This window comes from Cryomorphaceae bacterium 1068, from assembly GCA_027214385.1.
In the GTDB taxonomy this organism is placed as follows: Bacteria; Bacteroidota; Bacteroidia; order Flavobacteriales_D; family Cryomorphaceae; genus JAKVAV01.
Genome location: JAPVXR010000002.1, coordinates 282,269 through 297,112, shown reverse-complemented (window position 1 = coordinate 297,112; position 14,844 = coordinate 282,269). Strand labels below are relative to the sequence as shown.

At 44.9% G+C, this 14,844-nt stretch carries 14 protein-coding genes and 1 pseudogene; 4 read left to right on the top strand and 11 right to left on the bottom strand.

Going from position 1 to position 14,844, the window contains the following annotated elements:
* The first annotated feature begins 65 nt into the window (after positions 1-65).
* Positions 66-1,754: a M14 family zinc carboxypeptidase gene (locus O3Q51_04100; GenBank protein ID MCZ4407975.1), complete on the top strand. Its 1,689-nt coding sequence runs from the start codon at positions 66-68 to the stop codon at positions 1,752-1,754.
* Here O3Q51_04100 and O3Q51_04095 read toward each other — a convergent pair.
* Complete coding sequence (locus O3Q51_04095) at positions 1,751-2,449, bottom strand: response regulator transcription factor (GenBank protein ID MCZ4407974.1); 699 nt, start codon at positions 2,447-2,449, stop codon at positions 1,751-1,753. The genes O3Q51_04100 and O3Q51_04095 overlap by 4 nt on opposite strands.
* Positions 2,450-2,720: 271 nt before the next feature.
* On the opposite strand from O3Q51_04095, the gene O3Q51_04090 reads away from it, so the two are divergent.
* Complete coding sequence (locus O3Q51_04090) at positions 2,721-4,742, top strand: Na/Pi cotransporter family protein (protein MCZ4407973.1); 2,022 nt, start codon at positions 2,721-2,723, stop codon at positions 4,740-4,742.
* Between the two features lie 58 nt (positions 4,743-4,800).
* On the opposite strand, the pseudogene O3Q51_04085 reads toward O3Q51_04090, so the two are convergent.
* From O3Q51_04085 to O3Q51_04060, 6 genes and pseudogenes are all read right to left on the bottom strand, one after another.
* A pseudogene (locus O3Q51_04085) lies at positions 4,801-4,977 on the bottom strand (T9SS type A sorting domain-containing protein).
* Positions 4,978-4,987: 10 nt separating this feature from the next.
* Entirely contained in the window at positions 4,988-5,863 is an 876-nt protein-coding gene (locus tag O3Q51_04080; protein MCZ4407972.1) for a hypothetical protein, read from the bottom strand.
* Positions 5,864-5,882: 19 nt separating this feature from the next.
* Complete coding sequence (locus O3Q51_04075) at positions 5,883-6,245, bottom strand: hypothetical protein (protein MCZ4407971.1); 363 nt, start codon at positions 6,243-6,245, stop codon at positions 5,883-5,885.
* Between the two features lie 5 nt (positions 6,246-6,250).
* On the bottom strand, positions 6,251-7,039 hold the full coding sequence (locus O3Q51_04070; GenBank protein MCZ4407970.1) for a hypothetical protein: 789 nt from the start codon (positions 7,037-7,039) through the stop codon (positions 6,251-6,253).
* A 4-nt stretch (positions 7,040-7,043) separates the two neighbouring features.
* Positions 7,044-7,238 (bottom strand): hypothetical protein, encoded by a 195-nt coding sequence (locus O3Q51_04065; protein MCZ4407969.1) that lies wholly within the window; start codon positions 7,236-7,238, stop codon positions 7,044-7,046.
* Between the two features lie 342 nt (positions 7,239-7,580).
* Entirely contained in the window at positions 7,581-8,111 is a 531-nt protein-coding gene (locus tag O3Q51_04060) for a hypothetical protein (protein ID MCZ4407968.1), read from the bottom strand.
* 52 nt (positions 8,112-8,163) lie between these two features.
* On the opposite strand from O3Q51_04060, the gene O3Q51_04055 reads away from it, so the two are divergent.
* Positions 8,164-9,153 (top strand): acyl transferase, encoded by a 990-nt coding sequence (locus O3Q51_04055; GenBank protein MCZ4407967.1) that lies wholly within the window; start codon positions 8,164-8,166, stop codon positions 9,151-9,153.
* 188 nt (positions 9,154-9,341) lie between these two features.
* On the opposite strand, the gene tyrS is transcribed toward O3Q51_04055, so the two are convergent.
* The 3 genes from tyrS to O3Q51_04040 are packed head-to-tail and all read right to left on the bottom strand — an operon-like array spanning position 9,342 to position 11,727.
* Positions 9,342-10,619, bottom strand: a complete 1,278-nt coding sequence (gene tyrS, locus O3Q51_04050) for a tyrosine--tRNA ligase (protein ID MCZ4407966.1) — start codon at positions 10,617-10,619, stop codon at positions 9,342-9,344.
* Between the two features lie 46 nt (positions 10,620-10,665).
* Positions 10,666-11,019 (bottom strand): hypothetical protein, encoded by a 354-nt coding sequence (locus O3Q51_04045; GenBank protein MCZ4407965.1) that lies wholly within the window; start codon positions 11,017-11,019, stop codon positions 10,666-10,668.
* A gap of 3 nt (positions 11,020-11,022) precedes the next feature.
* Complete coding sequence (locus O3Q51_04040; GenBank protein ID MCZ4407964.1) at positions 11,023-11,727, bottom strand: acyloxyacyl hydrolase; 705 nt, start codon at positions 11,725-11,727, stop codon at positions 11,023-11,025.
* Positions 11,728-12,061: 334 nt separating this feature from the next.
* On the opposite strand from O3Q51_04040, the gene O3Q51_04035 reads away from it, so the two are divergent.
* Entirely contained in the window at positions 12,062-12,367 is a 306-nt protein-coding gene (locus O3Q51_04035; GenBank protein ID MCZ4407963.1) for an isoamylase early set domain-containing protein, read from the top strand.
* 48 nt (positions 12,368-12,415) lie between these two features.
* Here the strand turns inward: O3Q51_04035 and O3Q51_04030 are convergent, their stop codons facing one another.
* Positions 12,416-14,842, bottom strand: a complete 2,427-nt coding sequence (locus O3Q51_04030) for a DUF3536 domain-containing protein (protein ID MCZ4407962.1) — start codon at positions 14,840-14,842, stop codon at positions 12,416-12,418.
* Positions 14,843-14,844: the final 2 nt, after the last annotated feature.

Sequence of the window (14,844 nt, the reverse complement as noted above, 5' to 3'; positions counted from 1 at the left end):
TTTATTAATTAATTGTTAAGACGAGCAAGGCACGGTCTTAGCTATATTCGTCGAAAAATAACACTGTGCGAATCCTTTCCATTTTTCTTATAGCCCTGTCTGCAAATGCGTTTGGGCAATTTCCATCCAACCATACTCCCACTTATTCAGAAGCAATCGCATTCTACGAGCGAATTGCAGCTGATCACCCCAATACTGCTCAGCTCAATACCATCGGTAAAACGGACAATGGAAAACCACTTCACTATTTGGTTATCGACCCGAAAGGTGAATTCTCTCCCAAGTCAGCTCTGACGAATGAGCAAACAGTGACGTTAATTATCAACGGAATTCATCCGGGTGAGGCTTGCGGAATCAATGCTTCCATCGCCTTCGCCATGCAAAAGGCGGCCGAGCCAACTCCGGGGTTGATCTATGTCATCATTCCCATTTACAATGTAGGTGGAGCATTAAATCGCAACAGCCACACACGGGCCAATCAAGAAGGACCTGAAGAATACGGCTTTCGTGGAAACGCCAAGAACCTTGACCTCAATCGGGATTTCATCAAGGCCGATTCTGAAAATGCCTTAGCCTTTTCCAGATTATTTCACCTCTGGACCCCACACATTCTTATAGATACCCACACTTCAAATGGGGCAGATTATCAACCCAGCTTAACTCTCTTATCGACTTTTCCTGAAAAGCTTGACCCGATGCAAGCTACGTTCCTGAAAAGAGAATTGGAGCCCGCTCTCTATCAAAGCATGAAATCACTCAATGATGAAATGATCCCATATATAAACTTCAAGGGCAAAACTCCCGAAGAAGGCATCTATGCCTTCTTGGACTATCCGCGATACAGCACGGGATATGCAGCTCTGTTCAATACGCTTGGCTTCACTACCGAGGCTCATATGCTGAAATCTTTCGATCGGAGAGTGGAGGCTACGAGCCACTTTTTAGAAAGCATGGATTCTTTTCTTGCCGAAAAAGGATCGATTGTGAGAAAACTAAAAAGCATAGCGGATCAGAATACGAGAGGGGCAGAAGGGTTCTACACCAAATGGCAAATAGGAAAGGGTGTTGACAGCTTAGCTTTTCCCGGATACGAAGCGAAAAACTCAACGAGTGTGCTCTCGGGAGAGGCCTTCGTAGAATACGATCGTAAAAAGCCCTACAGGAGAAAGGTGCCTTATTACAACGAAGTGAAGGGATATTACAGAGTGGTGTTGCCCGAGTTCTATTTGATTCCGCAAGCTTGGAGTGAGGTGATCGAAAGGCTCGAGGCCAATAATGTGGAAATGTACCAACTCCCCGAAGACACCTTAATGGATGTCACTTCCAGGTATGCCACCTACTACGAAACTTCTGAAAGGCCCTATGAGGGTCATTACCCGCATAAAAACGTCGGTACGGCGGAAAGGGAAGAAACCATTCAGTTTTTCGAAGGTGATTACCTCATTCCAACCAATCAAAATGCCCGACGCTATTTGGCCACAGCCCTCGATCCCCAGAGTGAGGACAGCTTCTTCAGTTGGAATTTTTTCGATTCTGTCTTGAACCAAAAGGAGTACTTCTCTTCCTACCTGTTTGAAAAAACAGCAGCCGAAATCTTGGAAAGAGATGTCACTTTGCGCCGATCGTTTGACTCAAAAAAACAAAAAGATCCCGCCTTCGCGAAAGATGCCCGAGCGCAGCTCAAATACATTTACGAAAATTCGATCCACTACGAAAAAGGGCACTTGAGAATACCCGTGTTTGAGCTTCGCTAATTTGATAAGGACGTATCGAAGGAATACCCGACTCCTTTGTAGGTCTTAATATAACGACGTCCGATTTTGACCCGAAGGTTTCGGATATGAACATCGATGGTTCTATTCCGAACCAAGTGATTCGGCTCGCCCCAGACCAACTCCTTGATCTCATCCCGACTGAAAACCTTTTTTGGCTTGGAAGCCAAAAGGGATATGATCTCGAACTCCTTTCGCTGCAGCAGATACTCTTCGCCCTTCGTAATCAGCGTATATCTATCTCTGTCTAAGACAATCTCCTCGCCGTTCTTGGCAATACTGATCGCCCCTCGCAGTGTAGCGTGACTTCTCATCCAAGCTCTCAGTCGGCTTACAAAAACACGCTTATTGACTGGTTTAACCAAAAAATCATCCGCTCCCGAATTGAGGGCAGTGATTTCTACATAATTCTCCCTTCGGTCGCTCAATATCACCACGGAACAAAACCGCCTCAACCCTTTTAGCTCCATTTCCTTCAATAGGTCTATGGCGTCTTTTCCTTCGAGCAGAAGATCCATCATTACCAAGGCGGGTTTTCGTTGCTGAATGATCGAAATGACTTCATCAGAATTGTCGATACAATGCACTTTCAAATGCTCAGACTCGATGAGCTTTGACAATTGGGAAAACTGACTATTCTTCCCCATCACACATACTACTTCAGCAAAAGACGACATGGCTACTTTATCGGTTCGAAAGTAGTGCGAGCGAATTAAGCCTACCTTAATTGGTCGTTAACAATAGCTTATAAGAATTGCCCAATGTGAACTCAAGTTTTAAGGAAGATTAATTCCCACAAAACCATGAACAACCGCTGAATCCGGTGATTTTTTGAAGCCTCTCCGAATTAACATAAAATTAACCCCACTATGGACCTTGAAGCATTGGTTCAGAATACCTTTGCGCGCTGTGGTAAAATCACGTTTTCTCATATCTCTTTTGTTGCTCTTGTCGTCTATCTCGCTATGGGCGCAGGCAGACTTTACCCCTGAGGTATATGGAGCTTACGTAGCCGAAGATGAGATCAGCATCAGCTGGAAGGTGGATTGCACGGCAGAAAACTCTCCCACTGCAGTCGTTGTGCGGTACAATCGATCAGCCGTACTGGCAAATGAGGGAGAAGTATGGCTCTACACTGATACGATGGCTTACACCGAAGGCTCCATTAAGCTCACAGATATGTATTCTGCTACGGGATACATCTATCAAGTAGGTTTTATTTCAACCAATGCGCCCTCTCCCGAGGCTGTTTGGACCACGCGTGATCGATTCGAAACGAAAATGGCTTGGGGGATTACTCGGTTTCTCCTAATGATAGGCTCGCTTTGCCTCTTCATCTATGGAATGAAAACCATGAGTGAAGGGATCCAAGCAAGCGCCGGAAGCAAACTCAGAAGCATTCTGGGCTCTATGACCAAGAATCGATTTACGGCGGTCCTAACCGGATTTACACTCACGGGATTGCTCCAGTCTTCTAGTGCTACAACGGTGATGACCGTGAGCTTCGTAAATGCAGGATTGATCAGCCTTACCGAGTCTGCGGGAATTATGATGGGGGCAAACATTGGGACCACGATCACCGGCTGGTTGGTTTCCTTCTTAGGCTTTCGGGTAAACATTACCACTTATGCACTCATCATTTTCGCCTTCGTTGTACCCTTATTGCTCGTAAAAAGGCCAGGAGTGCGAAACTGGATTACAGCACTCATTGGCTTCGCTCTGATCCTTTTTGGCTTGGGATTTCTGGTCGATACGGTGCCTACGTTTACCGAGGATTCAGCCTTCGTCCAATTCTTTATCGAATACTCCACTCAACCCGTTTTGGGGACGCTGATGTTTATCGCATTGGGTATCATCGTTACGGTGATTGTTCAAAGCTCCTCTTCGGCCATCACGCTTACCATGGCGCTTTGTGCCAGCGGCGTCATTCCATTTGATGTAGCTGCAGCGATGGTACTCGGCGAAAACATCGGAACAACTGCTACCGCCGAAATCTCAGCACTGGTAGGAAATGTCTACGCCAAACGAAGTGCCCGAATTCACACGCTCTTCAATGTGATAGGGGTAGCTTGGATGGTACTCGCCTTGCCTTTCGTCTTGAAAATAATCGGCAGCTACATGCCTGCCGATCCTTACGAGCAAACGGAGGCGGGTCATCAAGCAGCCACTATAGCCCTGGCGGCTTTTCACTCCGTGTTTAACCTGGCCAATTTGCTCCTGCTGATTTGGTTTACTCCCCTTTTGGTAAAGCTTGCCACTAAAACGGTCAGATCGAGAGGTGGAGAGGACGAGGAGTTCCGCTTGGAATACATTGACTCCTCGATTCAGCTTTCAGAAATCTCTGTTTTGGAAGCAAAGAATCAGGTGATTCGATTTGGGGAAATCGTGGCGCGGATGTCCAATTTCGTGAAGAGTCTGCTCACAGAAACGGATGAGATACACCAGGAAAAACTACTCACTCGGATAAAGAAATACGAGAAGATTACCGATAGAATGGAGATAGAGATCTCCCAATACTGCAGCCGTTTGGCTGCTACCGAACTATCTCCGACATCAAGTGAAAAAGTGAGAGCCTTCTTGAGCATAGGCAGTGACTTGGAGCGTATCGGCGACATCTTTTATCAGATGGCAAATACCATCGAAAGGAAAACTGCTTCGAAAATTTGGTTTACACCTGATCAAAGAGAGAAGCTGCTGCGCATGTTTGGCATCATTGATATGGCGCTGGACCTGATGCTGGAAAACCTTGAAAAGGAGGAGGAGAAAGACATCAACTTGGAAAAAGCCAAAACCTTGGAAAAGGAGATCAACCAACTTCGCAACAAGCTAAGAAGAGAGTACATTTCTCGAATCGAATCGGGCAATTACAATCTGAGGAGCGGAACGATCTACAGCGATCTGTTCTCTTCCTTGGAAAAAGTGGGAGATCATATTGAGAATGTGAGCGAGGCTTTGACAGGGAAGATCTAAAAAAAGCCCCTGCGATTCGCAAGGGCTTTAGAAACATTTGATTTCCCAAGTAAAGCACTTATTTGGTCACTACCAACTTCTCCGAAAACACTTCACCCCCGCAATCGACTCTTACGATGTAAGTGCCGGGAGCTATGCCCGATAGGTTGATTTGAGTTTCTCTGGAATGGGCTTGAAGGGTTTCTTGCTTGATCGGTCTGCCCGATAAGTCGTGGATGGTGATGGATGACATATCGTGATTTTGGTTATTCGATCCTCGTTCCTGAAAATCTGGTTATTTCCAAGGTGGAACTACCTTCAGGATAGCGTTCAAAATAAAGTTCCACTCGATCAGGTCCATTGGAAGATGTAATTATTTCTTGATCCCACACTTGTATACCATCCGTTCCAATCCACCATTCATTAAAGCTTTCTTCCCATTTCCTCCTTTTGAAAGATGCCAGAGTCTCAAAATTGATAAAATATGCTCCGTAAATTCTCATCGTATCTTCGGAAAACCCGATAAGGTCAGTGAAATATTGCAGTGGTTCAATCGGGGCAGTTAAGTCTTCACCGTCCTGCCATAAAATCACTTCTCGATCAAAATCTTCTCCTTCCACCCTTCCAATAAAAATACCCCTCGGGAGGAATTTTCTGGTAAACACAAGTTGTGAGGTGCTTGTTAAAATTGTATCATCCGCACTTACGCATGCCCCTATGCTATTTCTGACAATTAATGTGACATCCAACGGCAGATAATAATCGGGAGTATCGGGGTTTAAGTTTTGCAAAGTGTCTTCGATATAATCACCGAAATCTAGTTTAAACGATCGACCGAAACGTGGTTCAGTTTCCGTTCCGATATACCATTCGTAGACTTCCGCATCTTCCATGTCAGCCATAAATTCTACACCTGCTCTGCGAATGGTATCGCACCACTCAGCCACTAGATTTTCAGATACGGGGAAACCTACAGAAGTGCCACGCATCTTAAATTCCGCCGTGGGTTCGTTTCCAAAACACGGATCATAATTCGCACATTCCGGATTGGTCGGGTCGCAACATTGGTCTTCATCGTCTTCCTTGCAGCCTGTTACTGCCACAAAGAGAAATAGAAGGGAATAGAAAAGTGAGTTTTTCATAGCTTATAGAGTTAAACGGTCAATGGGTTTGATTTCCGCAGGGTTGCAAACCCAGCGGAGCGGGGGCCGAGGGTGTAGCTCCGTTGTTGAAGGGATTGTCCATGGTGAAATTATCAGTCGTATAGTCAGGTACAAGCCATCCTGCGTTAGGGTTTAATCGAATGTCATTATATCCGCTCGCATTACTCGTCCCGATATTAAATTGATTCAGCCACAAATTATTCGTTCCTACATTGAATGGATATGGACTTGAAGGATTATCGGGATTGGTGCTGATTCCGTTCACACATTCCTGAGCATATAATATTTGAGTAGAAATAATTACTGCCAAGAAGATGGTTGAAAATTTAAGCACGACACGTGGTTTTCTTTTCACTTTCATAGTGCCTAGAGTTTAATTCCATTAAATTTTTCTGTCTCACCCTCCAAAGAATAGGATATTTCTATGAGGCCTGTCTCTATGACTAATACAGCTTCTCCCGTATTATCAGATGTATTATTTTCCAAATGAAATGAATACCGAGTATTTGTTGCCCCATTGCCTTCCAGTCGAATGGTGTCATTTTCACCTAATAAATTAAGACCAAAAACGTAACCAATAGGAGATTGAGGATTACAGGGTTGAATAGTGTTAGGTGAAGAAGAAACCAATAGCCGGATATTCAAGCTATCGTTTATATTGCTCTCCAAAATCCCACGGTATTCACCCCAAATAGCTGCATCGCATCCGTTAATCTTTGTAAAGAATTTCGTCTTCTCATCCATTCCATCATCCAAAGGAAAACAGAGGGAGTCAGGATCTTTAGTGACTTGTAGTGAGACAGGATATGATCCTTCAGGCAAACTAAATGTTGATCGAGTCACTTCAATTTCATCATAGATCGTATCAACCCCTAAAATCCAACGGTAAGAATCAGCGGCAGTGTCTTTCGCTACGAACCGCATCGTAGCTCCAAAAGTGACAGAATCTTCAAAGAAAGTCCCCGCATTAGGCCCAACCTGTGCATAGGGTTGAAGAATTGCAAAATCAGCGGTCGTCTCCATCTTCCCTAAGCATGGATCATAATTCGCACACTCGGGATTGGTCGGGTCGCAGCATTGGTCTTCATCGTCTTCTTTGCAGCTTGTCACCGCCAGAAAAAGAAAAATCATTGAATAAAAAAAGTACTTTCTCATAGCCTTAGTCTTTGATTTCTTCTCTTAAGGTATCGATTTCCTTTTTCAGCTCGAGGATGTAAAGCGTCAGTTCTTCGACTTTTATCGTGAGCAAACGTTCTGTTTCTCCCAAGGCAAGGCCATCTTTTTCCACCTCTACAGCACTCGGGAAATCAGGTAAATGCTTGTTTTCCTCTAAGTAGTCTTCCAGCTGGTCCAACGAAATCAGATCGTTACTTATAATGGTATTCTTAGTTTATATAATTGCCCTGATCAATAACTCGAATAAAAGTCATTTTACGCATAGGAAAAACCCTATTTTTTTAGGGGGTAATTTTCCTGAAAACAATAGGGGGATTTACCCCCTTCGAGGCTTAAAATTCGTCGAAGAACAGATCAGATACGCGATAAATGCGGTTTGTTTAGACCAAAGCTTTAGCAAGAAAATTTCAGAAAAAAGACGGATGGTAGAAGCCTATCTAGCGATCCCTTCAAATCCGCAACGAAAAGCTTAATTGAGAGTGGAAGTTTTAAAGAGAGCGTTTGCCGTAGAACCGAGGAGCTATTCCCTCAGAATATGTCCTTCGGACACAACGGTGTTGCTGATATTCAAATCTCTGTCAATGATGGTGACATTGAATTTCAATGTATCACCATATTCCAGCACTCCCACGTCGGCAAAGTCTGCCAAGTCGATCAGATTGTAAGTGGCGGTTACTTTCAGTTGTTTATTCTGACCTGCAGGAGTGAGAAATGGAATGCGAAAATCGAAGCCGTAAGGGTTAGGTGTTTCCAGTAATTGGAAAGTCCCCGATTCCTTTACGTAGACATCAAGCCAGAGATTGTTGTGATTCTTGTTGATGATGCCATCAGCCGAATCTTCCCAAGCTTGAAAAGGAGGGTCAATCATATCGGCAGGCAAACCAAAGTTTCCATCGCCATCGGTGAAATTGATGACCAAATCTTTCTCGGCCTCCAGATACTCCACTGAATTGATCACCGGTTCATCGGGTAAATCATCATCATTGTTGCAAGCAGCTACCACAAAAAGTACTGCCAAAAGAAGTGCTGATCTGAATCGAAAGAGGTTCATGAAATGGAGACTATCTTTGTAAAATTACAATTATCAAAATCCTTACCCTAATTTGACTGCTCCTTCTGTAGAGAAGATTTTCGAGATTAATTCCGAACAAGCGTTTAACGAAAGATGTCTTGAAGTATTTCAATTCCAAGCGCGAGAGAATGCCGTTTACCGCCAATACATGGCACTTTTGGGGGTAAACGCGGAGGAGGTCAATCGTGTAGAGGATATTCCCTTTTTGCCGATTGAACTGTTCAAGTCACACAAAATCACAAGTGGTGAATCAGACGGGGAGGCGCTCATTTTTAGCAGCAGCGGAACCACGGGCACAGCTACCTCAAAGCATTACGTCTACCGACCTGAAACTTATGAGCAAAGCTTCTTACAGGCATTTCAGCAGTTTTACGGTTCGCCTTCTGAATACAGAATTTTAGCGCTGCTCCCGTCCTATCTGGAGCGCACAGGGTCTTCACTCATTTACATGGTCGATCGATTAATTAGGGATTCGCAGCATGCCGATAGCGGTTTCTTCTTGGCCGACTTTGATCGACTTCGGGCTATCTTGGCGACAGAAAGTGAGCGGAAAACATTACTTATTGGCGTAAGCTTTGGCCTGCTCGATTTTATCGAAGAGGAAGGCACAGCGCTTCAGAATACAATCGTGATGGAAACGGGCGGAATGAAGGGACGGCGCAAAGAGATGACGAGAGAAGAGCTGCATGCAGAACTAAAAGCAGGCTTCAGCGTCGACACCATCCACAGCGAATACGGTATGACTGAATTGTTGAGTCAAGCCTATTCGAAAGGAAACGGAATTTTTAATTGCCCACCTTGGATGAAAGTGCTGGTACGCGACACCAATGACCCTTTGACTATTTTGCCCGCAGGCAGTTCAGGAGGCGTAAATGTGATCGATCTGGCCAATCTGTACTCCTGCTCCTTCATCGCCACTTCAGACTTGGGCAAGACCCATCCCGATGGAAGCTTCGAAATTCTGGGTCGCTTCGATTACAGCGACTTGCGCGGCTGCAACCTGATGGTGGCGATGGATTAAAATCTTACTAATTACAATTTACCTCAAAGGACTTCTCGATACAATCCGCCCGAGGCGGATCACTCGAAGTGACACAAACATGAAATCGTTACGAGTTACAACAAGATTGTCAGTTCGAGTGGAACGCTGACGAAGGAAGCGGATTGTATCGAGAACCGTTTCGAAGACCATTTTACCTCAAAGGACTTCTAAATAACCTTGGCAATAAAGTAATTCTTCTTTCCTCTTTGGAGTAAAATGTAGCGATCTTGAATCAAATCCGATTCAGAAATCGAATAATCGTCTTTGACTTTCTCTTTGTTTACACTGATGGAATTTTCGTTCAAGGCCCTTCTGGCCTCGCCCTTCGATTTTAGAAATCCTGTGGTTTCAGACAGAAAATCGATAATACCTGTTCCTTCAGTCACTGCACTTCGGCTTACTTCAGCTTGTTCAACTCCTGAAAAAACGTCTAGAAAATCTCTTTCCGAAAGGGCTTGAAGATTCTCGGCCGTACTTTTCCCGAAAAGGATATTACTGGCCTCTATGGCTCCGTCAAGTGCTTGCTTTCCGTGAATGCGCTCTGTCAATTCAGCGGCCAGGTCTTTTTGCAGAATACGGCGGTGAGGCTCCTCGCGGTGTTCGGCAATAAGGCCTTCGACTTCTTCTTTTGTCTTGAGCGAAAATATTCTGACGAAGTTCTCAATGTCCTCATCTGTGGCATTGAACCAAAACTGGTAGAACTGGTAAGGACTCGTCTTTTCGGCATCTAGCCAAACATTGCCGCCTTCCGATTTTCCGAATTTGGTTCCGTCAGCCTTTTTAACCAAAGGTGCTGTGAGAGCAAATACATCGCTCCCACCCATTCTTCTGGTGAGTTCCGTTCCGGTGGTAATGTTTCCCCACTGGTCGCTCCCTCCCATTTGCAGCTTTACGTCCATCTCCTTATTGAGGTGGTAAAAATCGTAGCCTTGGATGAGCTGGTAGGTAAACTCGGTAAACGACATACCCGTTTCCAGCCTCGTTTTTACAGAGTCCTTTGCCAACATGTAGTTGATGGAAATATGCTTCCCGGCATCGCGAATGAAATCCAGAAATGAAATATCCTTAAACCAGTCGTAATTATTGACCATGATGGCATCCGTTGGGCCATCACCAAAATCGAGAAACCTTTCCAATTGAGCCTTCTGGGCCGAGAGGTTGTACTCAATATCCTCCACACTCAGAAGCTTTCTTTCTTGGGTTTTCCCGGAAGGATCTCCCACTCGACCGGTAGCGCCACCCACCAAAACAACGGGCTTGTGACCTGATCTTTGCAAATGGGTAAGCAACATGATAGGCACCAAGTTTCCGATGTGAAGAGAATCGGCGGTAGGGTCGAAACCTACATAGCCTCTGGTGATTTCCTTGTTCAGTTGTTCCTCCGTTCCCGGAGTTACATCGTGGATGAGTCCTCTCCACTTCAGCTCTTCGATCAATGCAGACATTCGCGTAAAATTTGGCGCAAAGATAATATTGTTGACGGGGTCGAGCTTAAAAGCTAAATCCGATTCTCATATCGAGGAAATCGGCGACGTGCCCGTGAGCTTTCAGATTCACTCCAACCAATAGTAATGGGTTTATGCGGTAATTGAGCCCGTAGCGCTGGTACAAATCCTCAGGGCGAGAAGATGGTTTTAAAAAGTAGACACCAATCTGCTGACTGAAAAGAAACTTTCCCAGAATGAACTCGTGTCCAACCGCAGCTCCCAAATGGTGACCTGTTTCGGGCGATTTTCCTTCTGACAGCTTAGCTTGATTCGTGTCGTACATCCACTCGCCTCCCAATGAAAGATTGCTCAATCGACCGATTCGTCTTGCATGTTTATACTCAAGTCCGCCACTCACGAGTTAGATTCCATCGGTTGGTTCTTGGTAAGTGACGAAAGCGCTAATATCGTTTCTGGTTCGATCGGTAGCATCAAGGCGCCAGTCGGTTTTGACCCTTTCGGGAAATGATATAGGACGCAGATAGCGGCTGATGGCAATACCGGCAGTAGGCCAATTGATGCCTTTGTTGGGCTGTCGCAAACCACCGTTTGAGATATGCTTGTACATCAGTCTGGCTTCAACTTGCCAGAGATCTCCTAACTTGTAATGAAAGCCAAGACCTAACTCGAGCGGAAATGCCACGGATGTGCTGTAGCTCTGATTGTCCGGATTAGAAATAGGATCATGCGGATTGGTCTTGTATGACAATCCAATTCCACCCCTAACCGAAAAGCTGAATTTTTTATCTGCTCGAAAAACCGGTTGGAGGTAGTAGACACCCGATAAGCCATAACCCAACACATCGGGATTGTCGAAATCCCAAAAAGTCAGCGAAACTCCTGTTCTTGGATAGCAGTTGCAGGCATTCCAAACTTTCTCAGAAGTATTATGCTTGCCGAAATCGAGCTGAAACCCTTGTGGATAGGAATCTTCTACCGCTCGTACTGCGCGACTATGAACGATAACGAAGCCTTTGTGATAAGCGCCACTGATGTAAGGAACCGAGTTTTGACCTTGGGATACAAGGCAAAAAACAAAAGCCAAAAAAATGAGACTACCACGCATACTCTTCCTTGAGGGTTCAAGATAAAATGCATTCTTGAATTATGGGATTTGCATGTGGCAATATTTCCAAGACAAGAGCACACGTTCCTAGAAAAGAAAAAAGCTAAAAAAATGAACTAAACTAGCTTTAAACCAAAAACATAGATTACTTTTGCGCCGAAATTCGAGGTGGTCGAAAAAAAGATTTTGGCAAAAACACTGAATTGGTAAGGGTTTTAAAGATCAGTCAATGTATTTCGCTGATTTAACGATAAGTTAACATAGTGTTATATCGACACTATGAAATAAATTCCCTTACATTTGTACCGCAACAAGTTATATCAATATACAAGTCATGATTAAAAAGCAGTTTCTAAAATCGAAACCTGTTTGTAAGGTTACATTCAGCATGCCTGCAGAAGCAGCAGCTGAAGCAAAAGAAGTGAAATTGGTCGGTGAATTTAGCGAATGGACTAAGTCTCCGATTGACATGAAGAAGCTTAAAGATGGCTCTTTCAAGACAGTTGTTAATTTGGAAACAGGTAAGGAATACGAATTCCGTTACGTTATTGATGGCGATCGCTGGGAAAATGATTGGGAAGCTGATGCTTACCGTCCTAACGCGGTTACTTTCGAAGAAAACTCAGTAGTGAGTCTATAATCTCACTCAGGTTGAGCATTAAAGGAGGGCCTCTCGGCCCTCCTTTTTTTATGCCTTAACTTTTTTGAATTGATTCGTTTCGATATTGATCTGCTCGGCAAATTTGAAGAGCTCATCCCTCACTTCGGGACTGATGTCATCAGAAAAGTGCTGTATGTAATGGAATACAACATCTTGAATTTGATTCAACTCCGGGTAGATTCCAACCGTCGCTAAAATTTGCAGTACCTCCCGCATATTCGTAACTAAGCTACCAAACTGGCTTGCGCTGCTTTGACCGGGCTCTCCATGAAGCTCGAGCATTCTATTCAGCTTATTGGCACAAATAAAGTCCAACTCAGCATGATCAATCGTAAAATTCCAACTCTTTATCTCCGCAACCACTCGCTTCAAATCTCTCACGGAGATTCGCAGCTCACCGTTATCAAATAGCTCACGCAACTCATTGTTGAGTACCATCTCCAAATTACGCACGAGCATTCGTGGTGGATTCAAATGAGAATGATGCATCACGTTGATCACATTGTAATTTCGATTATTGATTTTGCGGTAAGAGCTTGCGGCTAAAGCAAGACCTTCTTCCAAAACATCATTGACCATTTTGATTTGCTCATCCTTGAACATATCAAAGAAAGAGAAACTACGCTGCTCAGGATAAGTCCTTAAGATTTCAATTACCTCTGCCAAATTAGACGCTTGGAATGCCTGCGTCACTTTATCTGAAAAAGTTTGGAATTCCCCCAAGGGAATATTCTCAAATGCTTTACCAACCAAGTGGTGCTGTCCAAGATAGAGTACAACAAAACTGAAGTCCTTTTCGCTAAGTGTCACCTTTGAATGGACGTGAGTCCGACCCAAGGCAAGTCGTTGCGATCCTTGAACAATCAACTTAAACTCGGTTGATTTACAATCGTAATTGAAGACAGTGAGGTTATTCGGGTCTTCGGCAAATAGGGAAGACACCGCATACTGCATCCCTATTTGGGTAAGCGTAAGTTGAGATGGCTCCACAAACTTCTTGTAAACATCGGCGCCATTGCCGTACTCAACAAGGTTGGATTGTGCTTTGGCAATTCGCTTCTTGAACTCTGCATCGAGCTTGACATTTGACTCACTCTCGGCCAGCTGAATGGCGCGGCAAGCATACTGCAACACTTGCACGGTTTCCAGACCCGAAATTTCATCAAAGAACCATGCGCAACTCGTGTACATGAGCAGCTCATGCCGCTGCATTTCGAGCAGGCGCATCACATGTGTGCGCTCCCTCGGCTTTTGGTTGCCAAAATGGGTCAGTAGAAACTTGTCTACCTTATCTCTTCTTCGCTCCAGCAGGATGTCAATGTATTCATTGCGCAGCGCCCAAGGGTCGCTGTGTAGCTTACCCATGCGCTTCACGTAAACTTTCTCAAGTTCATCACGCAGCCAATCCAGGCTTTCTCGCAAAGGTTTTCTCCACTCTTGATTCCAGTCGCCTCTGCCACCCGTATTGCAGCCGCAATTTGATCTCCATCGCTCTACTCCGTGTACACAACTCCACGAGGAATTGTCGTGAATTTCAGCTTCATGCTCAGGTGGATTTACTTCCAAATACTGTCCGTAATTGATAATCTGCGCCAGATCGTTGTCTTCGATGTATCGGAGACAGTAGGCCAATGCCATATCGCCGTAGCGGTGATGGTGACCGTAGCTCTCGCCATCAGTAGCTATGTGCAACAATTGATTCTCGCTGCGATCATCATAAGCTCCCGTTAGGTATTCGGCAAAGCCTTTGCCATCAGCTAAAAGACCCTTAAAGGCTACTGCTTGAGAGCGGTCTCCGTCGTAAAAGAAGAGGCATATCTTTTTGCCGGAAGGCAAGTTGCAGACATAAGGCACCTTAGAGTCTACTCCATCATCCCAAGTCGAGCTTCCGAATTTTCTGTAGCGCTTCCCTTGGCGCGGAGCCAGAATGGTGTACTTGATCCCTTGTTCTGCCAGAACTTCCAGCGTTTCCGTGTCGACGGCAGTCTCGGCCAGCCACATCCCTTCGGGCTTTCGCTTAAAGCGATGCTCAAAATCCTTTATCCCCCAAATCACCTGCGTTTCCTTGTCGCGCCTATTGGCAAGTGGCATAATGATGTGGTTGTACACCTGAGCCAAGGCCGACCCGTGACCATCAAAGTACTCCATACTCTGCTCGTCGGCCCTGAGAATCTGCTTGTAGATTTGAGGTCGGTGTATTTCGAGCCAACTCAAAAGAGTAGGCCCAAAGTTGAAGCTGATCTTGGCGTAGTTGTTTACAATATCTACGATTCTATGCTCGTCACTCAGTATTCTGGAAGACCCGTTCGGACCATAGCATTCCTGCGAAATCCGCTCATTCCAGTCGTGAAAAGGCTCTGCAGAGTCTTGATACTCCACCTTTTCCAACCACGCATTTTCTCTCGGGGGCTGATAAAAATGCCCGTGAACACAAATGAAATTTTTCTGACTCATTA